Annotated in this window: 22 protein-coding genes; 15 read left to right on the top strand and 7 right to left on the bottom strand. The window is 71.5% G+C overall.

Features of this window, described 5'->3' with window-relative positions:
• Nucleotides 1-179: 179 nt before the first annotated feature.
• The 4 genes from C1C97_RS05315 (at nucleotide 180) to C1C97_RS05330 (ending at nucleotide 5,380) form a co-directional block, all read left to right on the top strand.
• A complete protein-coding gene (locus tag C1C97_RS05315; protein ID WP_121030332.1) occupies nucleotides 180-1,388 on the top strand; it encodes a TAXI family TRAP transporter solute-binding subunit in 1,209 nt (402 codons plus the stop codon).
• The gene (locus C1C97_RS05320; RefSeq protein WP_121030334.1) at nucleotides 1,385-3,532 is read left to right on the top strand and encodes a TRAP transporter permease; all 2,148 of its coding nucleotides are present in this window, start codon (nucleotides 1,385-1,387) and stop codon (nucleotides 3,530-3,532) included. Before C1C97_RS05315 ends, C1C97_RS05320 begins: the two co-directional genes overlap by 4 nt.
• 172 nt (nucleotides 3,533-3,704) lie before the next feature.
• Nucleotides 3,705-4,508, top strand: coding sequence for an enoyl-CoA hydratase/isomerase family protein (locus tag C1C97_RS05325; protein WP_110920117.1), 804 nt, complete (start codon nucleotides 3,705-3,707; stop codon nucleotides 4,506-4,508).
• A complete protein-coding gene (locus tag C1C97_RS05330) occupies nucleotides 4,505-5,380 on the top strand; it encodes a 3-hydroxyacyl-CoA dehydrogenase family protein (protein ID WP_110920118.1) in 876 nt (291 codons plus the stop codon). Before C1C97_RS05325 ends, C1C97_RS05330 begins: the two co-directional genes overlap by 4 nt.
• Before the next feature lie 19 nt (nucleotides 5,381-5,399).
• On the opposite strand, the gene C1C97_RS05335 is transcribed toward C1C97_RS05330, so the two are convergent.
• Nucleotides 5,400-6,323 carry a LysR family transcriptional regulator gene (locus C1C97_RS05335; protein ID WP_121030336.1) on the bottom strand — a complete coding sequence of 308 codons (924 nt, stop codon included), beginning with the start codon at nucleotides 6,321-6,323 and terminating at the stop codon, nucleotides 5,400-5,402.
• 117 nt (nucleotides 6,324-6,440) lie between these two features.
• On the opposite strand from C1C97_RS05335, the gene C1C97_RS05340 reads away from it, so the two are divergent.
• The 3 genes from C1C97_RS05340 to C1C97_RS05350 all read left to right on the top strand — a co-directional run bounded on the left by C1C97_RS05340 (nucleotide 6,441) and on the right by C1C97_RS05350 (nucleotide 10,236).
• Nucleotides 6,441-7,619 carry a CaiB/BaiF CoA transferase family protein gene (locus C1C97_RS05340; protein ID WP_121030338.1) on the top strand — a complete coding sequence of 393 codons (1,179 nt, stop codon included), beginning with the start codon at nucleotides 6,441-6,443 and terminating at the stop codon, nucleotides 7,617-7,619.
• Complete coding sequence (locus C1C97_RS05345) at nucleotides 7,616-8,818, top strand: acyl-CoA dehydrogenase family protein (RefSeq protein ID WP_121030340.1); 1,203 nt, start codon at nucleotides 7,616-7,618, stop codon at nucleotides 8,816-8,818. Before C1C97_RS05340 ends, C1C97_RS05345 begins: the two co-directional genes overlap by 4 nt.
• Before the next feature lie 194 nt (nucleotides 8,819-9,012).
• The gene (locus C1C97_RS05350; RefSeq protein WP_233542743.1) at nucleotides 9,013-10,236 is read left to right on the top strand and encodes a phosphatase PAP2 family protein; all 1,224 of its coding nucleotides are present in this window, start codon (nucleotides 9,013-9,015) and stop codon (nucleotides 10,234-10,236) included.
• Here the strand turns inward: C1C97_RS05350 and C1C97_RS05355 are convergent.
• Nucleotides 10,151-11,044: an MBL fold metallo-hydrolase gene (locus C1C97_RS05355; protein WP_121030342.1), complete on the bottom strand. Its 894-nt coding sequence runs from the start codon at nucleotides 11,042-11,044 to the stop codon at nucleotides 10,151-10,153. The genes C1C97_RS05350 and C1C97_RS05355 overlap by 86 nt on opposite strands.
• A gap of 95 nt (nucleotides 11,045-11,139) precedes the next feature.
• Between C1C97_RS05355 and gluQRS the strand changes: the two genes are divergently transcribed.
• Both gluQRS and putP read left to right on the top strand, forming a co-directional pair.
• Nucleotides 11,140-12,069 carry a tRNA glutamyl-Q(34) synthetase GluQRS gene (gene gluQRS, locus C1C97_RS05360; RefSeq protein WP_199712173.1) on the top strand — a complete coding sequence of 310 codons (930 nt, stop codon included), beginning with the start codon at nucleotides 11,140-11,142 and terminating at the stop codon, nucleotides 12,067-12,069.
• A gap of 244 nt (nucleotides 12,070-12,313) precedes the next feature.
• Nucleotides 12,314-13,852 carry a sodium/proline symporter PutP gene (putP, locus tag C1C97_RS05365; protein WP_121030344.1) on the top strand — a complete coding sequence of 513 codons (1,539 nt, stop codon included), beginning with the start codon at nucleotides 12,314-12,316 and terminating at the stop codon, nucleotides 13,850-13,852.
• Nucleotides 13,853-13,955: 103 nt separating this feature from the next.
• Here the strand turns inward: putP and C1C97_RS05370 are convergent, their stop codons facing one another.
• The 3 genes from C1C97_RS05370 to hrpB all read right to left on the bottom strand — a co-directional run bounded on the left by C1C97_RS05370 (nucleotide 13,956) and on the right by hrpB (nucleotide 19,348).
• Nucleotides 13,956-14,924 (bottom strand): L-lactate dehydrogenase, encoded by a 969-nt coding sequence (locus tag C1C97_RS05370; protein ID WP_012397574.1) that lies wholly within the window; start codon nucleotides 14,922-14,924, stop codon nucleotides 13,956-13,958.
• A 456-nt stretch (nucleotides 14,925-15,380) separates the two neighbouring features.
• Nucleotides 15,381-16,316 carry an HpcH/HpaI aldolase/citrate lyase family protein gene (locus tag C1C97_RS05375; protein WP_121030346.1) on the bottom strand — a complete coding sequence of 312 codons (936 nt, stop codon included), beginning with the start codon at nucleotides 16,314-16,316 and terminating at the stop codon, nucleotides 15,381-15,383.
• Nucleotides 16,317-16,666: 350 nt separating this feature from the next.
• Nucleotides 16,667-19,348: an ATP-dependent helicase HrpB gene (hrpB, locus tag C1C97_RS05380; protein WP_121030348.1), complete on the bottom strand. Its 2,682-nt coding sequence runs from the start codon at nucleotides 19,346-19,348 to the stop codon at nucleotides 16,667-16,669.
• Between the two features lie 204 nt (nucleotides 19,349-19,552).
• On the opposite strand from hrpB, the gene C1C97_RS05385 reads away from it, so the two are divergent.
• Nucleotides 19,553-20,086 (top strand): AAA family ATPase, encoded by a 534-nt coding sequence (locus C1C97_RS05385; protein ID WP_121030350.1) that lies wholly within the window; start codon nucleotides 19,553-19,555, stop codon nucleotides 20,084-20,086.
• A 725-nt stretch (nucleotides 20,087-20,811) separates the two neighbouring features.
• Here C1C97_RS05385 and C1C97_RS05395 read toward each other — a convergent pair.
• A complete protein-coding gene (locus tag C1C97_RS05395; protein WP_121030352.1) occupies nucleotides 20,812-21,579 on the bottom strand; it encodes a sulfite exporter TauE/SafE family protein in 768 nt (255 codons plus the stop codon).
• Nucleotides 21,580-21,715: 136 nt separating this feature from the next.
• Here C1C97_RS05395 and C1C97_RS05400 point away from each other — a divergent pair, with 136 nt between their 5' ends.
• The 4 genes from C1C97_RS05400 to C1C97_RS05415 all read left to right on the top strand — a co-directional run bounded on the left by C1C97_RS05400 (nucleotide 21,716) and on the right by C1C97_RS05415 (nucleotide 25,705).
• Complete coding sequence (locus C1C97_RS05400; protein ID WP_110920579.1) at nucleotides 21,716-22,672, top strand: 1,4-dihydroxy-2-naphthoyl-CoA synthase; 957 nt, start codon at nucleotides 21,716-21,718, stop codon at nucleotides 22,670-22,672.
• Nucleotides 22,673-22,680: 8 nt separating this feature from the next.
• Entirely contained in the window at nucleotides 22,681-24,090 is a 1,410-nt protein-coding gene (locus C1C97_RS05405) for an AMP-binding protein (RefSeq protein ID WP_121030354.1), read from the top strand.
• Between the two features lie 118 nt (nucleotides 24,091-24,208).
• Complete coding sequence (locus C1C97_RS05410) at nucleotides 24,209-24,721, top strand: 2'-5' RNA ligase family protein (protein WP_121030356.1); 513 nt, start codon at nucleotides 24,209-24,211, stop codon at nucleotides 24,719-24,721.
• Nucleotides 24,722-24,820: 99 nt separating this feature from the next.
• Nucleotides 24,821-25,705 (top strand): 1,4-dihydroxy-2-naphthoate polyprenyltransferase, encoded by an 885-nt coding sequence (locus C1C97_RS05415; RefSeq protein ID WP_110920971.1) that lies wholly within the window; start codon nucleotides 24,821-24,823, stop codon nucleotides 25,703-25,705.
• Between the two features lie 6 nt (nucleotides 25,706-25,711).
• Here C1C97_RS05415 and C1C97_RS05420 read toward each other — a convergent pair whose 3' ends face one another.
• The gene (locus tag C1C97_RS05420; RefSeq protein ID WP_110920972.1) at nucleotides 25,712-25,990 is read right to left on the bottom strand and encodes a DUF4229 domain-containing protein; all 279 of its coding nucleotides are present in this window, start codon (nucleotides 25,988-25,990) and stop codon (nucleotides 25,712-25,714) included.
• 163 nt (nucleotides 25,991-26,153) lie between these two features.
• On the opposite strand from C1C97_RS05420, the gene C1C97_RS05425 reads away from it, so the two are divergent.
• A complete protein-coding gene (locus C1C97_RS05425; RefSeq protein WP_121030358.1) occupies nucleotides 26,154-26,624 on the top strand; it encodes a PLD nuclease N-terminal domain-containing protein in 471 nt (156 codons plus the stop codon).
• The last annotated feature ends 65 nt before the right edge of the window (nucleotides 26,625-26,689 follow it).

Consider the following 26,689-nt stretch of genomic DNA (forward strand, 5'->3'; position numbering starts at 1 on the left):
CCGACCCGGCATTGCCCGCCCCAACCACCACTGATACCCGTTCCGCATGAAACTCGCGAGTAAGTGTTCTGGATCACCCCAGCACTGTATGAATGGGAACCTCCGGTTGTCCGGCCCTTTCGCACGCGCGAGAGGCGCGGGACCCGGGCGATCCGACGGACCCGTTCAGTGGAGGCCCCATGCCCCGTATACTCAACCGCCGCGCGCTCCTGGCCGCAGCGGCGTCGTTACCCGTGCTGGCCGGTGTGGCCGGGTGCTCGGGCGGCTCGAAGGCCGCCGGGGGCTCCCAGCAGCTCGTGTGGTCCACGTACGGCGTGGGCACGGGCACGTACAACGACCTCGCCGCGGTGGCCAACACGCTGACCCAGAAGACGGGACGGCAGATCCGGCTGATGACCTCGGACACCGGCATCGGGCGCCTGGCGCCGCTGATCAACGGGACCGCGCAGTACTCGCGCACCGGGGACGAGTACTACTACGCGTTCGAGGGCAACGACGAGTACTGCTCCGAGCAGTGGGGCCCGCAGGCGCTGCGCCTGGTGTGGACTCCCCCGGGCAACTACGGGGTGCTGGTGCGCAAGGACAGCGGCATCGAGACCGTGGCGGACCTCAAGGGGAAGAAGTTCCCCAAGCTGATCGCGAGCACGTCCATCAACCGCAAGATGGAGGCGATCCTCAACTTCGGCGGCCTCACCGGCAAGGACGTCCAGATGGTGGACGTCACCTACAGCGGCCAGATCGAGGCGCTGAAGACCGGGCAGATCGACACCCTGTACCAGAACGTGGTGGGCGCCAACGTCTCTGAGCTCGCGTCCCAGTACCCCATCCGCTGGCTGAACCTGGGCGGCGGCACACCCTCCCAGTACGCCTCGTGGAAGGAGCTGGCCCCCATGGTCAAGCCCGGCGAGTTCTCCAAGGGCTCGGGTCTGGCCAAGGGCGAGACGGCGGTGAACATGCAGTACACCATCCCGGTGGTCGCCCGCGCGGACCGCCCCGCGGAGGAGGTGGCCGCGCTGGTCGCGGACATGGACCGCTACTACCCGGACTACAAGGACACCACCCCGGACGCCCACCGCTTCGGCACGGACCAGATCCAGCTCACGCCCCTGGTGATCCCGTTCCACGACGCCATGGTGGAGTTCCTCACCAGCAAGGGCCGCTGGAGCAAGGACCTGCAGACCCGTCAGGACGCCCTGCTGGAGCGCGAGCGCCGCATGCACGAGGCCTGGCCCGCGTTCTGGCAGGACCACAAGGACCGCGAGGACCCCAAGTCCGCGCGCAAGGAGTGGGTGGACTGGAAGAAGGCCAACCTCCCCGAGCTCCCGGACACCCCCGGCACCCTGCCCGGCGCCTCGTCCACCACCGCACCCTCCGGAGGCCACGCATGAGCACCCCGTACCAGACCGGCGACGCCGCCGGCCCCGCCAGTGCCTCGGCTCCCGCTGGCACCGTCGGCCCCGTCACCACCCCCGGGCCGGCCATCGACCCCCGCACCGGCGCTGAGATCACCGCCACGCACCCGTACGGGGGCGACGACGCCGCCCAGCCCACCATGCCCTCGGACGTCTCCCTGCACGACGCGAGCCCGCGGCTGACGCCGTTCTGGCGCAGCCTGGTGATCGTGCTGACCGTGGTGGGCGTGCTGCTGACCATGAACCAGGTGTTCTTCTGGAACGTGGGCGGGGTGACCATCCCCACCAACTCGTTCTTGTACCTGCTGATCGCGGTGTTCGTGCCGATCGTGTTCATCGTGACCCCCATCCGCAAGCACGCCCCCGGGTCCGCGGCTCGGCAGCGGCGGGGCGTGCCGTGGTACGACGTGCTGCTGCTGCTCGCCGTCATGGGCACGTGCGCGTACTTCGCGGTCCACGGGATCGAGATCCAGGAGTACGGCTGGCAGTACCTGGCCCCCACCCTGGCCACCGTGCTCAGCTTCGTCTTCTGGGCCCTGATCCTGGAGACCCTGCGCCGCGCCGCCGGGTGGGTGGTGCTGGTGATCGCGTTCCTCTTCTCGGTGTACCCGCTGATCGCCGGGGTGATCCCGCTGTCCTTCCTGCAGGGCATCTCCTACGACCTCCCCACCCTCGCCACCGTGCACACCATGGGAGTGGACAGCGTCCTGGGCCTGCCCCTGCAGACCGCGGGCACCATCCTGGTGGGCTTCCTGCTGTTCGGCGTGGTGCTGCAGCACACCGGCGGTGCGGACTTCTTCCACGAGCTGTCCATGGCCGTGTTCGGCCGCTACCGCGGCGGCTCCGCCAAGGTGGCCGTGGCCAGTTCCGCGGCCATGGGCATGATGAGCGGCTCGGCGGTGTCCAACGTGCTGACCACGGGGCCCATGACCATTCCGGCCATGAAGCGCTCCGGGTTCAGCGCGCGGGTGGCCGGCGCCGTGGAGGCCACCGCGTCCTCCGGCGGTTCCATCACCCCGCCCATCATGGGCACCGCGGCGTTCCTGATGGTCTCCTTCGTGGGCGTCCCCTACACCACGATCCTCGTGGCCGCGACGATCCCCGCGATCCTGTACTACCTGGGCATCTTCCTGCAGATCGACGGCTACGCCGCCCAGCGCGGGCTGCGCGGCACCCCGAAGGACCTGCTGCCCCGGGCCCGTCACGCCCTGCTCCAGGGCTGGCCCTACCTGGGCGCGCTGGCCGTGCTCACCGTGCTGCTGTTCACCACGGACTCCGAGGCCCAGGTCCCCTACTGGGTGGTGGCCATCCTGCTGCTCATCGCCCTGGTCAAGCCCGGTGTCACGTTCGGACCGCGGCAGTGGGTGGACATGGGCGTGGACGTGGGCAAGACGCTCGCGCAGATCGTGGGCATCATCGCGGGCGTGGGCCTGATCCTGGGTGGGCTGACCGCCACGGGCGTGGCCCTGTCCCTCTCGCGTGACCTGGTGGCCCTGGTGGGCGACAACGTGGTGCTCATCCTGATCGCCGGCGCCGTGGTGTGCTTCATCCTGGGCATGGGACTCACCATCTCCGCCGCGTACGTGTTCCTGGCCATCGTGATGGTCCCGGCCGTCACGGCCCTGGGCGTGGACCCGATCGCCGCGCACCTGTTCGTCATCTACTGGGCCTCGGTCTCCTACATCACCCCGCCCGTGGGGCTCGCGGCCTTCGCGGCGGCCGGCATCTCCAAGGCCTCCCCCATGGCCACGTGCTTCTCCGCCATGAAGCTGGGTGCCGTGAAGTACGTGGTGCCGTTCGGCTTCGCACTGAACCCCGCGCTCGTGGCGCAGGGCGAACCGGTGCACATCGGGCTGGCGTTCGTCTCCAGCCTGGTGGCGGTCTACGCGATCGCCGCGGCCATGGGCGGCTGGCTCACCTTCGTGGAGCGGCAGCTGCCCGTGTACCTGCGGGTGGTGCTCGCGGTGGGCGGGTTCATGATGTTCCTGCCGGGGGTCCTGGTCACGCTCATCGGCCTGGTCCTCGTGGTCGTGGCCGCCGTGCTGGCGCGCCTGCGCCGGCCGCGCGACGTCGTCGACCCCGAGACCGGGGAAATCACCCGGGTGGCCCAGGGCGCGTGAGCTCCCCCGCGGGTCGCGGCCGTGGCGCATTGCCTGCACCGCGGGGGATTGATGCCGGATCGGCATGAATCCCCCGTGCGTGCGGCCCACGTCACCGACACCGGGTATGAAAGAAGATGACGACGAGCGGCGGCCGCCAGGCCCCGCACGGCACATCGAAGGAGAACGCACCATGACAGCAGCACAGGACGTACTGACCATCGACATCTCGGACGGGATCGCCCTGGTCACCGTGAACCGGCCCGAGGTGCGCAATGCGATCAACGCCACCGTCCTCCAGGCCCTGACCCGCACGCTCGAGGAGCTCGCGGAGAACGACGACGTCCAGGTCCTGATCTTCACGGGCGCCGGGGACAAGGCGTTCGTGGCCGGGGCGGACATCAACGAGCTCGCGGTGCGCACCCCCAAGGACGGGCTGAAGGCCACCATGCAGGGCGTGTACGAGAAGGTGGAGCAGTTCCCCAAGCCCACCATCGCGGCCGTGAACGGGTACGCGTTCGGCGGCGGCCACGAGCTGGCCCTGGCGTGCGACATCCGGGTGGCCTCGAGCAACGCGCAGTTCGCGCTGCCGGAGACCGGGCTGGGCATCATGCCCGCCGCGGGCGGCACGCAGCGCCTCGCGAAGCTCGTGGGCCTGGGACGCGCCACCGAGATCGTGCTCACGGGGCGTAGGGTCAAGGCGGACGACGCCCTGGCCATGGGGCTCGTCACGCAGGTGGTGGAGCCCGAGCAGCTGCTCGAGACCGCCCGCGAGACCGCGAACGCGATCATGGCCAAGGGGCCGCTGGCCATCCAGCTCGCCAAGACCGTGATCCGTCACGGTTTCGACGTGGACCACACCACCGGGATCCTGCTGGAGCGCCTGGCCCAGTCCGTGCTGTACAGCAGCGCGGAGAAGGCCGAGGGAACCACCGCGTTCCTGGAGAAGCGGGCCCCTGACTTCCGCAGTGCAGCACAGAAGGACGTGAGCAAGTGACAGAGAATCCGCTCCAGAACATCAAGCACATCACCGTGATCGGTGCCGGTGCCATGGGGTCGCAGATCGCCATGGTGTGCGCGCTGGCCGGGTACGAGACGGACGTGGTGGACATCAAGCAGGAGGCCGTGGACAAGGCCTCCGAGCAGCTGCACTCCCGCATGGACCGGGACATCAGCAAGGACCGCCGCACCCCCGAGGACGTGGCCGCGGCGTTCGAGCGCATGACGTTCTCCACGGACCGGGACGGGTGCGCCGCGAAGGCGGACTTCGTGATCGAGGCCGCGGTGGAGGACCTGAAGATCAAGCGCCAGCTCTTCGCGGAGCTGGACGCCGTGTGCCCCGAGCACACCATCCTGGCCACCAACTCCTCGAACATCGTGTCCTCGCGCGTGGCGGACGCCACGAACCGCCCGGACAAGGTGTGCAACTTCCACTTCTTCAACCCGGCGCTCGTGATGAAGTGCGTGGAGGTGGTCCCCCACGAGGCCACGTCCCGGGAGACCGTGGAGACCGCGATGGAGCTGGCCCGCTCGATCGGCAAGGCACCCGTGGAGCTGAAGAAGGAGGTGCCGGGCTTCGTGGCCAACCGCCTGCTCGGCGCCCTGCGCACGGAGGCGCTGAAGCTCTACGAGGACGGCGTGGCCGACTACAAGGACATCGACGTGGCGGCCAAGACGGCGCTGAACCACCCCATGGGCCCGTTCGAGCTCATGGACATGGTGGGCATCGACGTGGTCTACCTGATCCGGCTCGCCGAGTACGAGCAGACCGGTGACCCCGCGAGCCTGCCGGCCGAGTCCATCAAGGAGAAGTACGAGGCCGGTCAGTACGGCCGCAAGTCCGGCCACGGCTGGTACGACTACGAGTAGGCCCTGAGGCCCGCTCCGCTCACCCGGAAGCCCCTGTCGCGTCCCCGCGGCGGGGGCTTCCGTACAGGGTCTGGGCCATGTGCACCACAGCGCGCAGTGCGGGACTGGGATCCCCCGCCCGCCACAGCATCTGCACCTCCAGGGGCCGCTGCGGTTCGGCGAGGGGACGGAACACCACGCCGTCCGAGGAGACGTTGTCCCGCACGGTGTCCAGGCTCACGGCGCAGCCGATCTGCGCGGCCACCAGCACCAGCAGCGTCCAGGAGTCCGGGGCCACCTGCGCGATCCGCGGCATGAACCCCGCGGCCATGGCCAGGGACGTGAGCCGGTTCTGCAGTGCGGCTCCCGGCCCGGAGGGCAGCACGACCCAGGGCTCCTCCGCCAGGTCCTTCATCCGCACGCGGGCCTCACCGGCGAGCCGGTGGTCCGCGGGCAGCACCACCATGACCTCCTCGTACCCCAGCACGCTCGAGCGCAGCTCCGCCGGGATGAAGTCCCACCGGCCCAGGGCGATGTCCAGGGCGCCGTCCAGCACCTTCTGCATGGCCAGGTGCGAGAACTGCGAACCGTGCAGCTCCAGGTGCACCCCGGGCCGGCGGCTGCGCACGTGCCGGGCGAGCTCCCCCACCTTGCGGTTGATGGACGCCCCCGCGAACCCCAGCCGCACCCGCCCGGTCTCCCCCGTGACGGACTTCGCCACCGCGGCGCGCGCGTTCTCCGACGCCGCCACGAGGGCCTTCGCGGGCTCCACGAGCGCCGCACCGGCCGGGGTCAGCGAGACCTGCCGGGTGCTGCGCTCGAACAGCTCGGTGCCCAGGGACTTCTCGATGCTCTTGATGAGCCGGCTCAGGGGCGGCTGCGCGATCCGCAGGGACGCCGCCGCCCGCCCGAAGTGCAGCTCCTCCGCCACGGCCAGGAACGCCCTCGCCTCGTGAACCTCCATGGCGGGAGACTACGTGATTGTTGTCGTGCGCACATCACTGCGGCGCTCTTCTTGTATTGGACAAGACCTAATGGTGGTGCTTATGTGGGGTGAAACACAGCTACCAGTGGAGCGTTCATGACTCTCAACACCACGTCCGCGGGCCCGGGGCCCCTCAGCGGCATCGTCGTCGCGGACTTCTCACGCATTCTGGCCGGCCCCTACTGCACCATGCTGCTCGCGGACATGGGCGCCACCGTGATCAAGGTGGAGGGCCCCGGAGGGGACGACACCCGGTTGTACAAGCCGCCGAGCTTCAACGGCATCGGCACGTACTACCTCTCCGTGAACCGGAACAAGCACTCGATCGTCCTGGACCTGAAGGACCCGGAGGACCTGGCCACCGCCTACGAGGTCATCGACTCCGCGGACGTGTTCATCGAGAACTTCAAGCCCGGAGGTCTCAAGCAGTTCGGTCTGGATGCCGAGTCCGTGGCCGAGCGCTGGCCGGAGCTCGTGCACGCGAGCATCACCGGTTTCGGCACGGACGGCGGCGCCCACCTGCCCGGGTACGACCTCCTGGTGCAGGGGGTCTCCGGGTTCATGTCCGTGACCGGGTTCCCCGACGGGCCTCCCCAGCGCGGAGGGGTGGCGCTGTTCGACGTGATCACCGGTCTGCACGCGGCGATCGCCGTGCTGGGCGCGCTGCAGGAGCGCTCGCGCTCCGGGCGCGGTCAGCACGTGGAGCTGGACCTGCTCTCCGCGGCGCTGTCCGGGCTGGTCAACCAGACCACGGGCTACGCGGCGTGCGGCAACGACCCCCAGCGGCTCGGCAACGAGCACCCGAGCCTGTTCCCGTACGGTCCGTTCCCCACCGCGGACAAGGACCTCATCATCACGGTGGCCAACAACTCCCAGTTCACCCGCTTCTCCACCGTCCTGGGAATGCCCGACCTCATCAAGGACCCCCGCTTCGACAGCGTGGAGAACCGGAACAACAACCGGGAGGAGCTGCGGGTGCTGCTCAACGAGGCACTGCGCACCGAGACCGCCGAGACCTGGGCGGGCAGGCTGCAGGCCGCCGGCGTGCCGTGCGCCCCCATCCTCACCATCCCCGAGGGCGTGCAGTACGCCGAGTCCCTCGGACTGCACCCCGTGGTGCAGGTGGGCCACGGGAAGGACACCGTGCCCCTCATCAAGAACCCCGTCACCTACAGCCGCACGCCGGTCACCTACGACAAGGCCCCGCCCGCGCTGGACGCGGACCGCGAGACCGTCATGCAGTGGCTGCGCTCCCACCGAAAGGACCCGTCATGAGCGAACTGCTCGAGAACCCCGACTTCTTCCTGCTGGACCAGGACCTCTCCCCCGAGGACATCGCGCTGCGGGACCGCGTGCGCGCCTACGGCCAGGAGCACGTGCTGCCCGCGATCAACGAGTTCTGGGAGCGGGGTGAGCACCCCATGCCCGCGTTCAAGGGCATCGCGGACCTGGGCATCGTGGGGACGTTCATCGAGGGCTACGGCTGCCCCGGGCTCTCCCGCCAGGCCGCCGGTCTGGTGGCCCGTGAGATGGGCCGGATCGACGGCTCCGTGAACACGTTCTTCGGCGTGCACTCCAACCTGTGCATGGGCAGCATCTACATGCTCGGCAACGAGGAGCAACGCCAGCGCTGGCTGCCCACCATGGCGAAGATCGAGAAGACCGGCGCGTTCGCGCTCACCGAGCCCGCGCACGGCTCGGACTCGGTCTCCCTGGAGACCTCCGCGCGCCGCGACGGCGACCACTGGGTGCTCAACGGCCACAAGCGCTGGATCGGCAACGGCCACGCCGCGGACGTCATCGTGCTCTACGCGCGGGACGAGGCGGACAGCCAGGTCAAGTGCTTCGTGGTGGAGAAGCAGGAGGACGGCCAGTACCCGCAGGGCTACGCGCCCACCGTGATCGACGGCAAGATCGGCAAGCGCGCCATCAACCAGGCGGACATCGTGATCACGGACCTGCGGATCGCCGAGGAGAACCGGCTGGCCAACTGCCAGAGCTTCAAGGACGTCAACAAGGTCCTCAAGGCCACCCGCGGCGGTGCGTCGTGGGAGGCCGTGGGCCACGGCATGGCGGCCTTCGAGATCGCCGCGAAGTACGCCCTGGAGCGCGAGCAGTTCGGCATGCCGATCGCCAACTACCAGCTGGTGCAGGAGCGGCTGGCCACCATGCTCTCGGACCTGACCTCCATGCAGCTGCTGTGCACCCGCATGGCGCACCTCGCGGAGACGGACCAGCTCACGGACGCCATGGCCTCCATGGTGAAGATGACCACCTCCCGCAAGGCCCTGGCCATGTGCCGCACCGCCCGGGACATGCTCGGCGGCAACGGTCTGCTGCTGGAGCACCACATCGGGCGCCACCTCACGGACATGGAGGTGGTCGCCACGTACGAGGGCACCGACTCCATGCAGGCGCTCATCGTGGGCCGTGCGATCACGGGCATCTCCTCCTTCACCCGCACCCGGCGCTGAGCACCGCACGCCCCCGACCGCCCGCGGCGCGGGTGCACCGTCCGGTTCACAACGGCGCACCCGCGCCCTGCGCGTGCCCCGTGCGTGACGCGCGGCTCACAGACACGACCTAGCGGGACGTGCCACCATGGACCCCCGGGTCCGCCGTGTCCGAGGCGACCCGCCCGTCCGTCTCCCGGTGAGGTCCTCCGCTCGTGTCCTACGCCCCCGTGCCCCCCGATCCCCACGCCCACCGGCCCGTTCACCCCGGTCCGGTGGGCGGTTCCGTGCCGCCCCGCGGCGTGGGCGCGCGCACCGTGCTCGGCGCCGCGGTGTCCCTGGCGGTGCTGTGGGGCCTGGTGCTGCTCATCGCGCACGGGGGGCTGGGCACCTTCACCGGTCAGGCGCTGGACGAGGCCGCCCTGGTGCAGGCCAAGGCGGACCGCGGCAGCTTCTTCCCGGGGGTGGTGCTCGTGCTCGCGCAGTACCTGCCGGAGGTCGTGGCCGTGGGCGCAGGCCTGCTGGCCCTGGTGTGGGCCGTGCGGTACCGCCGCTGGAGCGCGGCGGCGTGCGCGGTGGGCAGCGTGATCGCGTCCAACCTCACCACCCAGCTGCTCAAGCACGGGGTCTTCGACAAGCCGGACCTGGGCGTGCAGCAGATCGCGTCCAACTCGTTCCCCTCCGGCCACACCACCGCCGCGGCCTCACTGCTCATGGCCGTGTTCCTCGTGGCCCCCGCGCACCGACGCACCCGCGCCGCACGGTGGGGTGCGTTCCTGGCGGCCCTGGTGGGCATGACCACCGTGGTCAACGGGTGGCACCGGCCCACGGACGCGGTGGCCGCGCTGCTCGTGGTGGGCGGCTGGGGCGTGGTGGCCGCCCTGGGGTCCCAGCTGCTCGACGCCGCGCTGGCCCGCAGCGGCCCCGGCGCCTCACCCGCACGCACCTGCCGACAGTACCGTGCGGAGCGTTCCCGGCGCCGTCGGGAGCGGGCGTGGAGCGAGGACCGCGGGGGCAGCGCCTACGTCCCGCCCGCCCACGAGCGGGCGGAGCAGGAACGGGCGCGGGCGGCGTCGTCCGCCGCGGGCGGTCCCGGGAACGCGGCGCCGTGGAACGGCGCCCGGCAGGATGACCGGGTGTGGGGTGCCCAGCCCTGGGACGACCCCTGGCAGGCAGGGCCCGGGGGCATCCCGGGGCCGTCCCACGGCCAGGGTGGCCGGGCCCCGTGGGTCCCCGCGCGGCCCAGGATCGCCACCGCCGTGACGCTGATCGCACTGAGCGCGCTGCTGCTGACCGTGGCGGTGTGGTGGCCCTACCCCACCGTGGCGGGGACCTTCGCCGGGCGGCTCACGCTCACGGGCGGGTATCTGGGGATCGCGGCTGCCGCGGCTCTGGGGTGGTCGGTGGTGGCGCGTCGGCTGCGCGCTGCGACTCGATGAGGGCCCAGCGGTCCAGGAACACCCGGGCCACTCCGGCCTGGTAGGGCAGGCGGTACATGGCCGCCGTGGAGGGCCCCTCCCCCGCGAGGTCCACGTCCCGGGCGCGGCGGATGGCCAGTTCCATGGTGTCCGCCTGCTGGGACACGAAGTTGCCGGTCACGGGCGTGCCGTGGCCGGGGACGAAGGCGGTGTAGCGCTCCAGGGTGGCCAGCGCCCGCAGGGACTCCACCCAGCGCTGGGGGTAGGCGTCCTCGAAGTTGGGGTCCGATCCCTCCTCCACGAGGTCACCGCAGAAGACGACGTCGTCCACGCCCACGCAGACGTCGTTGTCCGTGTGACCGGGGCCCAGGAAGAACAGGGTCACGGGGCGCTCGCCCAGGTCGATGCGCGTGAGCGAGGGCCGCAGCCCGGTCCCCGGAAGCGTGTTGGTGGGCAGCACCAGGCGGGTGTCGATCCCCTCGCCGGCGCCCATCTCGGGCTCCTGGGTCCCCACGAAGCTGCGCTGGTACTCGCCCACCTCGGCCATCGCACTCGCGCAGGCCTTGTGCGCCCAGAACTCGGTGACCCCGGCGCGCGCGAACACGGCGTTGCCCATGTAGTGGTCGTAGTGCGCGTGGGTGTTCACCACGGTGAGCGGCAGGTCGGTGACGTCCCGCACGGCCGCGAGGATCTCGCGGCCCTGGCGTGGGCCGGCACCCGTGTCCACCACCAGGGCGCGCTGGGTGCCCAGCACCAGACCGGAGTTCAGTCTCCAGTTCTCGGTGCCGATCACGTAGACGCCGCGGCGCAGCTCCTGGGTGCGTGCCATGCTCCTCACTCTATCGGGCCCGGCCCGGCCGGAAGGCATCCGGCGGCGGGCCCGCCCCCGCTGCCGTGGCGGGCTTCGGTGCTACTGTCTCTCGCGTGATTCCCCGCCGCCCCGAGACGTCCCCGGCCCCCGCAGGGCGCTTCGCGCCGTCGCCGTCGGGGGACCTGCACCTGGGCAACCTGCGCACCGCGCTGGCCGCGTGGGGTTTCGCGCGCGCCACGGGGCGCCGGTTCCTGCTGCGCGTGGAGGACCTGGACCGGGTGAAGCAGGGCGCGGCCGAGCGCAACGTGGCGGACCTGCGGAGCCTCGGCCTGGACTGGGACGGCCCGGTGGACCGGCAGTCCACGCGGATCCCGCTGTTCCTGGAGCGGGTGCGCACCCTCACGGACGCGGGCCTGACCTACGAGTGCTTCTGCACGCGCAGGGAGATCCACGCCGCGGCCTCCGCACCGCACGGCATCCCGGGCGCCTACCCGGGCACGTGCCGGAACCTCTCCGAGGCCCAGCGCGCACGACGTCGCACGCAGCGTCCCCCTGCCATCCGCCTGCGCGCGGACACCCCGGAGTTCACGGTGCACGACGTGTTCGCGGGCGAGTACACGGGAGCCGTGGACGACATGGTCCTGGTGCGCACCGACGGCACCCCCGCCTACAACCTGGCCGTGGTGGTGGACGACGCCGAGCAGGGCGTGGACCAGGTGGTGCGCGGGGACGACCTGCTGCCCTCCGCGCCCCGACAGGCGTACCTCGCCGGGCTGCTGGGCCACGCGGTGCCGGAGTACGCCCACGTGCCGCTCGTGCTGGGGCCCTCCGGCGCCCGGCTCGCCAAGCGGGACGGCGCCGTGACGCTGCGGGAGCTGCAGGAGCTGGGGCACACCCCGGGGGACGTGCTCGGGTGGCTGGCCGCGTCCCTGGGAATCACGCACCCGGTGCACACCGCCGCCGACGTCCTGGAGCACTGGGATCCGAGCGCGTGGTCCCGGGAGCCGGCGGTGTTCGAGCCGTGGGGCACGGCGCAGGGTTGAACCTGGACGAGGCACCGGTTCGCGCCACCTCGTCCGGTGGGCGACGGGAACACGCCGGGACGGCGGGGCTGGCACCGGGGCAGGCGGCGTCGGGAGCGGCGTCACCCGCGCGGGCTGACCCGGGCGGAAGAGCCCGCTGGGGCGGCGTACCCTTGTGCCCTGGCTCACGTCATGCACGCGGGAAGCAGTTCGCCCGCCGATACAGTGAGCGCAGTCCAACGATCCCGTACCGGAAGGCACGCGCATGTCCGATCAGGCGTACCAACTCATGGCGATCCTGGCGTATTTCATCGCCATGATCTGCATCGGCCTGTGGGCCAACAGCAAGACCAAGAACCTCGACGACTACATGCTGGGCGGACGCAACCTCAAGCCCGGTGTGGCGGCGCTGTCCGCCGGCGCGTCGGACATGTCCGGGTGGCTGCTCATGGGCCTGCCGGGTGCGGTGTACCTCTCCGGTCTGGTGGAGGCGTGGCTGGCCATCGGCCTGACCATCGGTGCCTGGGTCAACTGGAAGATCGTGGCGCCGCGGCTGCGCGCGTACACCGAGGTGTCCCACAACTCCATCACCATCCCGTCCTTCCTGGACAACCGGCTCAAGGGCAACACCCGGATCCTGCGCGTGATCTCCGGCGTGATCATCCTGGTATTCTTCACGTTCTACGTCTCCTCCGGCATGGTGGCCGGCGGCGTGTTCTTCCAGTCCTCGTTCGGCACGAGCTACCTCACCGGCATGCTGCTGGTGGCGGGCGTGACCGTGCTGTACACGTTCTTCGGCGGCTTCCTGGGCGCGTCCTACACGGACCTCTTTCAGGGTCTGCTCATGCTGGCCGCGCTGATCATGGTGCCGGTCGTGGGCGTCTTCCTGGTGGGCGGACCCGGTGAGATGATCACCCGCATCGAGAACGTGAACCCCCACGCGCTGTCCCTGTTCGCCGGCGGCACCGCGGTGGGCATCATCTCCTCGCTGGCGTGGGGCCTGGGCTACTTCGGTCAGCCCCACATCATCGTGCGGTTCATGGCCATGCGCTCCCCCGCGGATGCCAGGCCCGGGCGCCGGATCGGCATCGGATGGATGGTCCTGACCGTGCTGGGTGCCATCGGAACCGCGCTGGTGGGGCTGGCCTACTACGGCAACCGTCCCGGTGAGGAGCCCACGGACCCCGAGGCCATCTTCCTGGACATGTCCCAGGTGCTGTTCCACCCGCTGATCGCGGGCCTCGTGCTCGCCGCGGTGCTGGCGGCCGTGATGTCCACGATCTCCTCGCAGCTGATCGTCTCCTCCTCCGCCCTGGTGGAGGACCTCTACAACCTGGCCGCCAAGCGCACCCCGTCCCCCAAGGCGCAGGTGTGGCTGGGCCGCGGCGGCGTGCTGCTCGTGGCCGTGGTGGCCGCCGGGCTCGCGTGGGAGCAGAACTCCACCATCCTGGACCTCGTGGGCTTCGCGTGGGCCGGGTTCGGTGCCGCCTTCGGCCCCGTGGTGCTGATGAGCCTGTTCTGGCGCAAGCTCACCAACGCGGGCGCCATCAGCGCCATGGTGGTGGGTGCGCTGGTGGTCTTCACGTGGCAGTACACCCCGTGGAGCGACCTCTACGAGATCATCCCGGGCTTCATCCTGGGTGGCCTGGTGGGCATCGTGGTCTCGCTGCTCACGCACCGTGAGAACCCCGAGATCGACCGCGAGTTCGACGAGACCCTGCGCCTCGTCAACCACCCCGAGCAGGCCGATCCCGCGGCCGCCGCGCACGCCGCTGCCGGCGACGCTCCTGCCGGGACCGTCTGAGTTCCACGGCCTGCGCCTCGGCGCAGACGGACGACGCCCTCGCACCGTGCGGTGCGAGGGCGTCGCTCATTTCCGCGGACCCGTTGCGCCGGGGTGCGCGGGCTCAGAAGCCGAGGTCGCGCAGCGAGGCCCGCATGGTCTCCGCGGACGCGCGCAGCTGCTGCTTCTCCGGCTCGCCCATGGGGATTCGCAGCTGCTGGCCCACACCGGTGCCACCCACCACGGACGGCACGGACAGGGCCACGCCGCTCACGCCGTAGTAGTCCTCGAGCACCGTGGACACGGACAGCACCGACTGCTGGTCCTTGAGCACGGCCTCCGCGATCCGCACGCCGGCCAGGCCGATCGCGTAGTTGGTGGCGCCCTTGCCCTCGATCACGCGGTACGCGGCGTTGACCACCTGGTCCTTGAGCTCGTCCAGGCGCTCGGGGGTGAAGGGCCGGTGCCCGTCCACCTCCCACTCGCTGAGCGGCACCTGGCCGATGCTCGCGGAGGACCACACGGGGAACTCGCTGTCCCCGTGCTCGCCGATGATGTAGGCGTGCACGCTGCTGGTGTTCACCTGCGCCTCGCTGCCGATCAGCCAGCGCAGCCGGGAGGTGTCCAGCACGGTGCCGGAGCTCATGATCCGCTGGTGGGGCAGCCCGGTGATCTGCTGGGCCACCACGGTGAGCACGTCGCACGGGTTGGTCACCAGCACGAAGACCGCCTGTGGCGCCTGCTCCACGAGCTGCGGCATCAGCGACTTGAGGATCGCGGTGTTGGCACCGGCCAGGTCCAGGCGGGTCTGCCCCGGCTTCTGCTTGGCGCCCGCTGTCACGAAGATGATGTCCGCGTCCTTGAGCACGGCGACGTCGTCCGACCCCTCCACCCGGACACCCGGGGCGAACATCTGGCCGTGGGAGAGGTCCAGGGCCTCGGCCTCCACCTTGGCGGTCTGCAGGTCGTAGAGGGCGATGTCCGTGGACGTGCCCCGGATCATCGCGGCGTAGGCCAGGGAGGTTCCCACGGAACCCGCTCCCACGATTCCGATCTTGGTGCGGCGGACGGTGGTTTCGATGGACGGGCTCACGGGGTCACTTCTCCATTCGACGCTGACGGCCCGGCCGCGCCCGGCCACCTCGGCGGCGCGAACACGGTCCGGTTGGCGGGAACGCCTCCCGGTTCCGGGCCCGGCCGAGGCCGGATACAGGTGGCACCGAAATGCGTTCCCGCCACCATCTTCCGCCGTCGCCCCCGGCCAGGCAATGACGCAGCCCACTCCGCGGCGGCGTGTCTCCGTCGAGGCCCAACCACGGGCCGGGGGCCCTCCGTCACTCCCCTACCGCGGCCGTCCCGACGGCGCGGGGATGCGCGGGTGCCCGACGCCGCGGGGGCGTGCTGGCACCGGATGTCGCGGGGACCTGCGGGTGCCGGACGGGGAGGGGACGGGCGCGCACGAGACGGCGCGGCGGCGTCGTCATCCGGGGATGACGACGCCGCCGCGCCGGGTTCCGCACGCGCGCCCGGTGCCGGGCGCCGCGCGGGATCAGCAGTGGTAGGTGTCCGTGGGGGCCTCGAAGTGCATGTCGTAGCCCTCGGGCAGGCGCATGCCGAACGCTGTGGCCAGCCCCAGCACCTTGCGGGCGCGGGCCAGGCGCGGGAGGTCGGAGCCGTTGCGGATCTGACCGCCGTCCGCCTCGAACTCCTGGAGGAACTCCGTGGCCCAGGACAGCTCGCTCAGGGACGGGGACAGCCCCTCGTTCACCGTGGTGGTCTGCTCCGGCATGAGGCACAGCTTGCCGGTCATGCCGAACTCGGTGGTCACGCCCGTGGCCTCGGCGAGTTTGGCGCCCAGCGCGCCCACGGCGGGACCGTCGATGGGCCCCGGCAGGTTGGCCGCGCGGGACGCGATGGTGAACTGCGAGCGCGTGTAGGCCAGCGCCATGGGGTTCTCGCCGAAGCCGGTGTCACGGCGGTAGTCGCCGATGCCGAACGCCAGGCGGTACGTGGAACGGGCGGTGGCGATGTCCTGCAGGTTCTGCACCCCGCGGGCCGTCTCCACGAGTGCGACGATCCGGGTGCCGCGCAGCAGCTCCGCGGTGCGGGTCACGTGCTCGGGGGACTCGGTCATGGCGAGCATGACCCCGTCCAGCCCGGGCACGTCCCGCAGCGCCTGCAGGTCGTCCTCCCACCACGCGGTGCCGAAGCCGTTGATGCGCACCCACGCGCGGTTGAGCCGGTCCTCCTGGTTGCGCTCGCCGAGCCAGGTGATCACGTTCTCCCGGGCCTGGGCCTTGTCCGCGGGCGCCACGGAGTCCTCGACGTCCAGCACCACGGCGTCCGCGGCGCTCTGTGCGGCCTGGTCGAAGCGGGAGGTGTGGGAGCCGTTGACGAGCAGCCACGAACGGGCCAGCTCGGGGCCCACGGCGGGTGTCTCGGTGGGATCGATGGTCATGGTGGTTTCCGCAGTGGTCGTGGTCATGAGGTGTCACTTCGCGATCTGTGTCTGAGAACGGACACGCCCCCGTGTTCCTCGCCGGTCACGTCCGGGCCGTCGGAGCTGCGCCCCGGGCGCACCACTGGTGGGCCTGGCGGGCTCTCCTGCGGCGCGGCGTGATGTGCAGAGGTGGGATGGCGCGGGTCAGCCGAGCGCACGGACCAACCTGGACGGTGGAGCGGTTGGTGCGGGACGTCTGCCAGTCGTGCCGCCCGGTGCTTCCGCGCCGTGTGGTGACCGGCTGGACCCGGGCGCACATGATGATGCGCTCGGGGGTGGGCGTTCTTTCCACCGTAACGCAGCTCACATGTGAACTCAACCGGTTGGCGCGAGCTTCACCGCCCCGTGGCGCGCTTCGTGCGCGCGGTGGCCGCCGCGCTCCACGGGTCCTCCGGCCACGGGTGCTTCGGGTAGCGCCCCCGCATCTCCGCCCGCACCTGGGCGTACGGTCCGGACCAGAAGGACGCGAGGTCCTCCGTGATGGCCAGCGTGGCCCTCCCCGGGGAGAGCAGGTGGAACTGCACCGGCACCCGCCCGTCCACCACGCGCGGGGTCTCCGCCCAGCCGAAGCACTCCTGCAGCTTCACGGCCATCACGGGCGGGCGTGCCGGTTCCCCCTCGTCGAAGACCTGCGGGTAGTCGATGCGCGCGGTGTTCCCGCTCGGCACCTCCAGCCGCCGCGGGGTCAGCTCCTCCAGGCGGGCGGCCTCGGGCCACGGCAGCAGTCGCCGCAGGGCCTCGGCCACGCGGATGGCCCGCAACGACCCACCGCGGGCGACGTCCCGCAGCTCGGGGCCCAGCCACTGCTCCGTGCGGGCGAGCAGGGCGGCGTCGTCCATGGCTGGCCACGGCTTCCCCAGGTGACGACGCAGCAGGGCGAGCCGGGCGCGCAGGGCCAGTGCGGCGTCGTCCCACGGCAGCAGCTCCAGCCCCTCCGCCTCGAGTGCGGCGCGGACGGCGGGCTCGGCCGTCCCCGGATCCGCGCGCACCGGCGTGGCGGACAGCTCGATGGCGCCCACGGCTCGCACCGACCGGGTCACCACACGTCCCTGCGTGAAGCTCGCGCGGGTCTCCTCCCGGGCGAGCGGGCCGGCCACGAGCTCGGCGGTCTCCCGGTCCAGAGGCGCGGCCGCGCGGATCACGGCGCCCGTTCCCGCGGCCGCCCTGCCCGCGGCGCGGCTGAGCTCCGCCACCGCCAGCCACTCGTGGTGCCGCAGCGGGCTCCCCGCCTCCAGCCCGGCCCGGGTGCCGGACGCGAGCAGCCACTGGTCGCCGCGCTCGTCCGTGCGCCGGGCGATCCACTCCGGGCGCGCCAGGCCCACGACGGCGCCCTCCCGGACGTCCGCGGGCACGGCCCCGCCCTGCCCGGAGGTGCCGTGCGGGCGAGATGCCCCGTGCTCGACGCCCGGAGACGCGGCCTCCGGAGCGATCCGACTCCGGCGCGCGGGGGCCGGCGACTCCGGATCCCCGTCCCCCGGGTGCGCCACCATCCGCTCCAGCCGCTGCACCTCGCGACGCCACCGGGTGGACTCGCCACCGCGGGAGGAACGCAGTCCGCGCACCAGCGCGGGGACGTCCGCGGCGGGCACGCGGGCGCCGTCGGAGACCGCTGCGATGACCTCCGCCGCCGTTCTGGCACCCACGAGATCTGCACCGTCCAGCAGGGCGCGGCCCCAGCGCGGTTCCACGGGGAGGGAGACCAGCAGGCGCCCGAGATCCGTGGCACGGCCGTCCTGGGCCACCGCCCCGAGGCGCGTCAGCTCGGCCTCCGCGTCCGCGCGGGCACGGGGCGGCAGCGGGTCCGGCAGGGCCATGCCCTCACCGCCCGGGGAGCCCCACACGGCGAGCGCGAGGCACGCGGCGGTGAGGTCCGCGGTGCGCACCTCGGGAACGGTGTGGGCGGGCATGGCGCCCCAGGCGGCGTCGTCGTAGCAGCGCACCACCGTTCCCGGCCCCTGGCGTGCGGCGCGGCCCGCGCGCTGCTGCGCCGAGGCCTTGGACGCGGAGACCGTGACCAGCCCGGAGATGCCTCGTCCGGCGTCGCGCCGGGGCTGGCGGGCCAGGCCGGAGTCCACCACGAGCCGCACGCCGTTGACGGTCAGCGAGGACTCCGCGAGGGACGTGGTGACCACGATGCGGGGGCGCTCTCCGGGCGCACGGCCCGCCACGGCGCGGTCCTGCTCGCGCGGGGCGAGCTGGCCGTGCAGCTCGAGGACCTCGGCGTCGGTGAGGTCGCGCAGCTCGGCCGCCACGCGGGAGACCTCCCGGGCGCCGGGGAGGAAGACGAGCGCGTCCACGGACGGGTCCGCCGCGACGGCGCGAGAGTGGGCGGCCGCCGCGGTGCGGGCCACGTGGCCGAGGAACGCGGGTGCGACTCCCCGTTCGTCGAGGCGCTGCGGGCCCGGCGCCCACTCGACGGTGAGCGGGTGCAGGGCGGAGGGGCAGTCCACCACGGGCGCAGGCTCCTCCCCGCCCAGCAGGGCCGCGAACCGCTCCGCCTCCACGGTGGCGGACATGGCCACGAGCACGAGGTCATCCCGCAGCTGCCGCAGCTCCGCGAGCATGCCCACCAGCAGGTCCGACTCGATGCCGCGCTCGTGCACCTCGTCCAGCACCACGGCGACCGTTCCCGGCAGCTCGGGGACCTGCAGCAGCCGGCGCACCAGGATCCCGGGGGTCACGAACTCCACGCGGGTTTCCCGCGAGGTCTCCCGCTCCCCGCGCACGGTCCAGCCGACGACGCCGCCCGGTTCCGTTCCCGTGAGCGCCGCCAGCCTGCGCGCGGCCGCCCGTGCCGCGACCCGGCGGGGCTGGACGACGACGACGCGGCCCTTTCTTTCCCGGCGCCCACCGAGGAGGTTCGCGACGACGGGCGGAACCACCGTGGTCTTGCCCGTGCCGGGCGGGGCCTGCACCACGGCCACCCCGCCAGTGAGCGCCTGCTCCAGCTGCGGGCGGGACTGCGAGAACGGCAGGTCCCGGCCGATGCGGTTCAGGTCGAAGGATGGGGAAGCCATGACCTCACCCTAGGTGTGCCCAGCCCACATGGGCTGGTCCTGCCGTGCGTTGACCGGTTGAATCCGCCGAAGGCGAGTTCAACCGGTCAACGCACCAACACCATCTCCGCGCTGCTTCGACTCATCGAGAGGGGGCCACCGCGCCGGTGGCGGTGCGGTGACGATGAAGCGCGAATCGTCGCGAAATCTGACAGCATCGAGACCATGCAGAAAGAACGCGCGGGAAGTTATCAACCGTGGCTTTGCGTGCTGGCAGGACGCTCAGGCATGGGTAAGACGATGCTCGCCAAGCAGCTGGCGCAGGCAACGGGTGCTTGCTACCTACGCGTCGATGCCGTCGAAACAGCCCTCTGCAGAGTCCAGGAACACGTTGGCACAGCTGGCTACGTGGTCGTCCACGAGGTTGCCGCTTCCAACCTGCTGCTCGGATTGAACGTCATCGTGGACGCTGTCAACGCCGTTCCCGAGGCTCGCGCCGCCTGGCATAAAACCGCGCACCGGTGCGGCGCCCAATTGACGTTGCTCGAGACCGTTCTGCCAGATGGGGATGAGCATCGCCGCCGTGTCGAGTCCCGCGAGGCCGACATTCCCGGGCACCAGGTTCCGACGTGGAACGAGGTCCAGGCCGATGGCTGGGTGCCGTGGAGCGAGGATCGCGACGGCGCACACATTGTGGTCGACACCACTGACGGCGAAAGTGCCATGCGAGACGCTCGGGGAGCATTGCCAGCACCCTGACGCGTGCTCGCGCCGCGTTCCAGGGATTGTGACGGTGGGTGTAGATCAGACGGTCGTTTTTTCTCGACCGCCGGTAGAGCCGGACAGGAACCGCACCACTTCATGAGTGCAATAGGTCAGCGCGTCACAGGAACACTGGAGTCCCATGACCACTCCTCCAGTCGGGGATGCTCATCCAGGGGCGCTCGGCCACAGCAGTAAAGAAAGACAGCGGTGGGGTCACCGTCGGGCGAGCAGGGGAAAAGCCGACTCAGTAGCGGTGCGCACAGGGTTGCGGGCGGCCTCCACTCCAGACCCAGGCCACGGGCGATGTCATAGGTGTGGACCAGGACCTCGACCGCGCCCATCGCAGCAAACCCGGGGCCGTTTGAGACACCGTAAGGGTGCCAGCCCCTCACATCGAGGTGGGCGTTCTCAACGGCCTGCTCAAGCATTCGGCAACACATGGCGATTGCTTCAAGAACCTGGCAGTTGGTCGCGTTCTGATCCACCACGACGTCGATGGGGGAGATAGTTGTCCTGGGGTTGAGCGATCACCTGAGACGCGTAGGAAAACAGGTCGTCTGCCACGTGCACCGCCGTGTCTCGGCAAGACCACTCCAGGTCGCCGGCGGGGGCCGCCCAAGACATACCTGCGGCGGCACCCAGCAATGACCGCATCTGCACAACCGAGTCGTTGAGCACCTGAGACATCGAGTCCACGGCTGAATCCTAGTGCCGCCACATCAGACCAGCAGGTAGAGCGCCCCCAGCACCGTCACCACGATCACAGCGGTGTCGAACACCCGCTGCCGGATCCGGGAGATCGCCCACCGACCGGCGAAGGCGCCGAGCACCACGCCGGGGACCAGAAGGGCGTCCAGCACCAGGGTCTGCGTGGTGATGAGCCCCAGCCCCACCGAGACCGGGACCTTGAGCAGGTTCATCACCGCGAAGAACCACGCCGCCGTGCCCAGGAACGCGTGCTTGGGGAAGCGGGCGGCCAGGAAGTACATGGACATCACCGGGCCCCCGGCATTCGCGACCATGGTGGTGAACCCGCCCAGCGAGCCGTACCCCGCTGCCACGGCGCGAGAGGCAGGGGCGGGCGGAGCGGCGTCGTCGTCCCGGGGCGCGGCGTCTCGGTGCCGCTGCCAGAGCGTGAGGGCCATGAGCAGGAGCAGCATGACGCCGATGACGCGCCGGACCAGCGAGTCCCCCGCGAAGGCCAGGAAGACTCCACCGAGGGCGAGCCCCACGAGAACCGCTGGCAGCATGCGGATCAAGGTGGGCCAGTGCGCGTGCTTGCGGTAGGTCCACAGCGCGAACATGTCCCCCACGATCAGCAGGAGGAGCAGAGCGCCGGTGGAGGGTCTGGCCGGGAGCACGGCGGCGAAGATGGCAACCGCCAGGGTGTTGATGCCGGGCAGCGCCGTCTTGGAGAAGCCCACGAGCACCGCGCTCACCGCCAGGGCCGCCCATGCGAGGGTGCTCAGGTCGGGGAGCAGGGTCATCAGAGGTCCTTTCCGCGTGCGGGGCGGCGGATCTCCCCGTCGCCTCGGACAATCTAGTGGATCAGATGCATCGGGGATTCCAGGGCGGGCGGGCGCGTGTGCGGCCCACTGCCGGCCCCGTCCTACAGTGGTACCCATGACCAACGCACAGCTCCCCGACCGGGTGTCCGAGATCTTCGACCCTCAGCAGTGGCGTCCCGTGGCGGGCTTCACGGACCTGCAGGACATCACCTACCACCGCGGGGTGCGGCGGGACGCGGACGGCACCGTGGTCAAGGATCTGCCGTGGGTGCGCATCGCGTTCGACCGCCCCGAGGTGCGCAACGCCTTCCGCCCGGGCACCGTGGACGAGCTCTACCGCACCCTGGACCACGCCCGGATGTCCTCGGACGTGGGTGCCGTCATCCTCACGGGCAACGGACCCTCCGCCAAGGACGGCGGCTGGGCGTTCTGCTCGGGCGGGGACCAGCGCATCCGCGGCCGGGACGGCTACCACTACGCCGAGGGTGAGACCGCGGACTCCATCGACCCCGCCCGCGCCGGGCGGCTGCACATCCTGGAGGTGCAGCGCCTGATCCGCACCATGCCCAAGGTGGTCATCGCCGCGGTCTCGGGCTGGGCCGCCGGTGGCGGTCACTCCCTGCACGTGGTGTGCGACCTCACGATCGCCTCCGCCGAGCACGGGAAGTTCAAGCAGACGGACGCCACCGTGGGCTCGTTCGACGCCGGCTACGGCTCCGCGCTGCTCGCCCGCCAGGTGGGTCAGAAGTTCGCTCGCGAGATCTTCTTCCTCGCGGACGAGTACTCCGCCGAGGACATGCACCGCATGGGCGCGGTGAACCGGGTGGTCCCCCACGAGGAGCTGGAAACCACCGCCCTCGAGTGGGCCCGGAAGATCACCTCGCAGTCCCCGCAGGCCGTGCGCATGCTCAAGTACGCGTTCAACCTCCCGGACGACGGCATGGTGGGCCAGCAGGTCTTCGCCGGCGAGGCCACCCGCATGGGCTACATGACGGACGAAGCCGTGGAGGGCCGCGACGCCTTCCTGCAGAAGCGCGATCCGGACTGGTCCGCGTTCCCCTACTACTTCTGAGCCGCCGCGTGAGCCCCCACTTTCCCGCCCCGTCCGGCGACGCCGCCGTTCCGGGCTCGCAGCGCCCCGGCAGGGCCGCGGGTGACGCCACCGGGAACGCCGCCGCCGAGCCCTCTGCCACCGGAGGGACCGCGACCCCGCCGCCCGGGCCGGATCTTCCCGGGAGCGCCCTGCCGGCGCCCGATGCGGCAGGGCTGCCGAGCGACGTCGTGCTCCTGGACGGCCCCGTGGCCGGCGACCCGCTGGCCCTGCTCCCCCGGCTCGAGGCGGTGCTGGAGCGCCCGGGACCCGCGGTGGTCGTGGCCACGTCCGGGTCCACCGGGCGGCCCAAGCGGACGGTGCTCACCACCGAGGCGCTCACGGCCTCCGGGCGGGCCACCGAGCGCGCCGCGTCCGGACCCGGGCAGTGGCTGCTGTGCCTGCCTGCGCACTACGTGGCGGGCGTCCAGGTCCTGGCGCGGTCGGTGCTCGCGGGGACGCGGCCGGTGGTGATGACCGACCAGCACTTCTCCCCCGCCGACTTCACGCATGCCGCCGGGCGCATGGAGCACCCCGTGCGCTACGTCTCGGTGGTGCCCACCCAGCTGCAGCGCATCCTGGATCCCCGGGACGGTGCCCCGGATCCGCGCGCGGTGGCCGCCCTCGCCCGCTTCGACGCCGTCCTGGTGGGCGGTTCCCCCCTCTCCCCCGATCTCGCGGCCCGCGCCGAACAGGCCGGCGTGCGCGTGGTACGCACGTACGGCATGTCGGAGACGTGCGGCGGCTGCGTCTACGACGGCGTGCCCCTGGACACCGTCACGGCCCGCATCATTCCCGACGGCTGCGTCACCCGGGGTGGCACGCCGTCCGGAAACGCCCCGACGGCGCATCCCGGTGGGTTTCCCGCCGCGCGGAACCACGGCACCGCCGGGAACGACACCGAGGGTCGGATCTGGCTCGGCGGGGACGTGGTGGCGGCCGGCTACCTGGACGATCCCGCGCAGACCGCCGCCCACTTCCGCGTGGTCGACGGCACCCTCTGGTACCGCACCGACGACCTCGGCACGCTGGACGAGAGCGGTCTCCTCACGGTGCTGGGGCGCACGGACGACGTCATCAACACCGGGGGCGTGAAGGTCTCCGCGGGCCGGGTGGCTGCCGCACTGCTCGAGGACGCCCGGATCCGCCAGGCGCTGGTGGTCCCGGTGCCGCATCCCGAGTGGGGCCAGTCCGTCGCGGCGCTCCTCGTTCCGCGCGCGGCCGCGGACACCCTGACCCCCTCGGAGGTCGAGGCCCTGCACCGGGAGCTGTCCACCGCGATCCGGGAACGGCTGGGCTCCCCCGCCGTTCCCAAGCTCTGGCGCGTGGTGAACCGGCTGCCCATGCTGCCCACGGGCAAGCCGGACCGGGCCGCGGCCACCGCCCTGTTCACCATCTGACCCACCCGACCCCCTCGGTCCTCCGCGCCGGTCCTCGTGACCTGCGGGGCCCCGAGGGCCACCGCCCCGGCGCCGCCCGGTTGTCCGGGCGCACCCCTGTCCCAACCCCGGAGGTCCCGTGCCCGCCCACTCCCTGGATCTCGTCCTCACGGCCGCCGATGACGCACTGATCCGCGCCCGCTGGTCCGCGCTGCAGGACGCCGGGCTGCCGAGCCTGGCCGCGCACCGGGGCGCATCCAACGCTCCGCGCCTCACCGTGGTGACCGCCCCCGCGTTCTCCGAGGACGTCCTGGAGCGCACCCGGGCCCTGTTCACGGGGCTCCTGCCGTGCTCGCTCCCGGTCCCGGGGCTCACGCTCCTGGGCTCGGGGCCGTACGTGCTCGCGCAGTCCCTGGCCGCACCCTCCGACCTCGTCGCGGCCGTCGAGGAGCTGCAGCGCCTCACCGCGGACCCCGCCCGGCCGCCGCGCCCGTGGGCTCCCCACGTGACCCTCGCCAAGCGTCTCGACGCCGCGGCGGTGGGCCGGGCCCTGGAGGTCCTGGACGACGTCGCCGCGCCCGGCACCCTCGAGGTCACCGCCCTGCGCCGCTGGGACCCGCAACGAGGGGTGACCAGCACCGTGGTGCCCTGAGGCGCGCGCCGCCCGATTCCACACACCCGTGGCGCGGGCGCGTGCACGGTGCGTGGAACAATGGGGCGAGAACACCGTCAGTCCACGAAAGGTTGCACCGTGGCCACACCAGCTCAGTGGGTCGAGGGGGCACGTCTGCGCACACTGCCCATGGCCGCGGCCCCCGTGATCGCCGGAACGGCGGCGGCGCAGGCCATGCACGCGGCCCGTCCGGGGCACGCGGTCCTCGCCCTGCTGGTCGCGCTGCTGCTGCAGGTCGGCGTGAACTACGCCAACGACTACTCGGACGGCGTGCGCGGCACGGACGACGAGCGCGTGGGTCCCCTCCGACTGACCGCCTCCGGTGCCGCGGCCCCTCGCGAGGTGAAGACCGCCGCGTTCGTGTGCTTCGGGCTGGCGGCCCTGGCCGGCGTGGCCCTGGTGCTGGTCTCGCAGCAGTGGTGGCTGGCCGTGGTGGGGATCCTCGCCATTGCCGCGGCATGGGGGTACACCGGGGGTAAAAAGCCCTACGGCTACATGGGGCTCGGGGACGTGTTCGTCTTCGTCTTCTTCGGACTCGTGGCCACCCTGGGCACCACGATCACCCAGGCCGGGCGCCTCAACGCGGGTGCCTGGATCATGGCGGTCACCACCGGGCTGTTCGCGTGCGCCCTGCTCATGGCCAACAACGTGCGGGACATCCCCGGGGACCGCACCGTGGGGAAGAAGACCCTCGCCGTGCGACTGGGCGATCCCAGGGCCCGCCTCACCTTCGCCGCGGAACTGTTCGTGGCTTTCGTGCTGCCCCTGCTGCTCGTGCCCCACAACCCGTGGGTGCTGCTGATCTACGCCATGAGCCCGCTGGCCGTGGGTGCGGCCATGACGGTCCTGCAGACCACGGAGCGCCGCGGCCTGATCCCGGTGCTGAAGCAGTGCGGATTCATCAACCTGGGGGTCGCCGTGCTGTACGCGGTGGCCGTGTGGGTCTACCAGTTCGTCGGCTGAGCCGCCTCACACGTCCTTGCGGGCCTCGGAGTCCGTGTAGGAGTCCTCGATCTCCTGGTCCTCGAGCGCCACGCGGTTGCTGGGCTTGGGCGTGCGGGAGATGAACCGGTGGAAGTCCTGGCCCGCCGCGTAGTGCAGCCGGGGGAAGAAGATGTAGCAGATGGCGAACGCCGCCAGCACGGCCGCGATCCCGGAGAAGACGAGCCCGAGCCCCACGAGCATGAACAGCAGGAACAGCACCACCAGGATGCCCAGGCGCAACAGGGAATACTTCAAGAAGTTCACCCCCTCAGTCTAGGCGCCCGTGCTGGACGTCCCCCGGGCATGCGGACGCCGCTGCCCGCTCTGCACGGGTGGGGTCACGTCCCGGGTGGGAACCGACGCCCGGGCGCCCTCGTACCGGCGCGAACGGGCACGGGCCCCGGCGGCCTCCCCTAGGATGAATTGCATGGGCAGAGCGATCATGATCATCGGAGCGGGCGCCTTGGCCGTGGGCGTCGTCATCTACGCGCTCATCGAGTGCGCGCAGTCGGAGAAGTACAGCGTGCGCTCCATCCCCAAGGGCGCATGGCTGCTGGTCATCGTGCTGCTGCCCGTGATCGGCGCGCTGCTGTGGCTGTTCTTCGGCCGTCCCGTCAAGGACGACGCCGCTCGGGCACCCGAGCGCGGCCGCGGCCCGGACGACGATCCCCAGTTCCTGCGCAACCTCGAGGAACGCCGGAGGCAGCAGGAACGGGAACGCCGGCTGCAGGAGTGGGAGAACGAACTCAAGCGCACCGGCCGGGCACCGGGCGAGCGCCCCGGAAGCACCGATCCCCTGGACCCCTCCGACCCCCGCAACGAGGATCCCGGAACCGGGGACCCCCGCCCCGGAGAGCCCGGCCCCGGGGAGCCCGGATCACGGAGCCCCGGGCAGTAGACCTCCCGACGACACGAGCCCGCCTGCGCGATGGAACGCGGAGGCGGGCTCGTGTCGTGTGAGGG

The organism is Kocuria tytonis (assembly GCF_003226895.2).
Taxonomy (GTDB): domain Bacteria; phylum Actinomycetota; class Actinomycetes; order Actinomycetales; family Micrococcaceae; genus Kocuria; species Kocuria tytonis.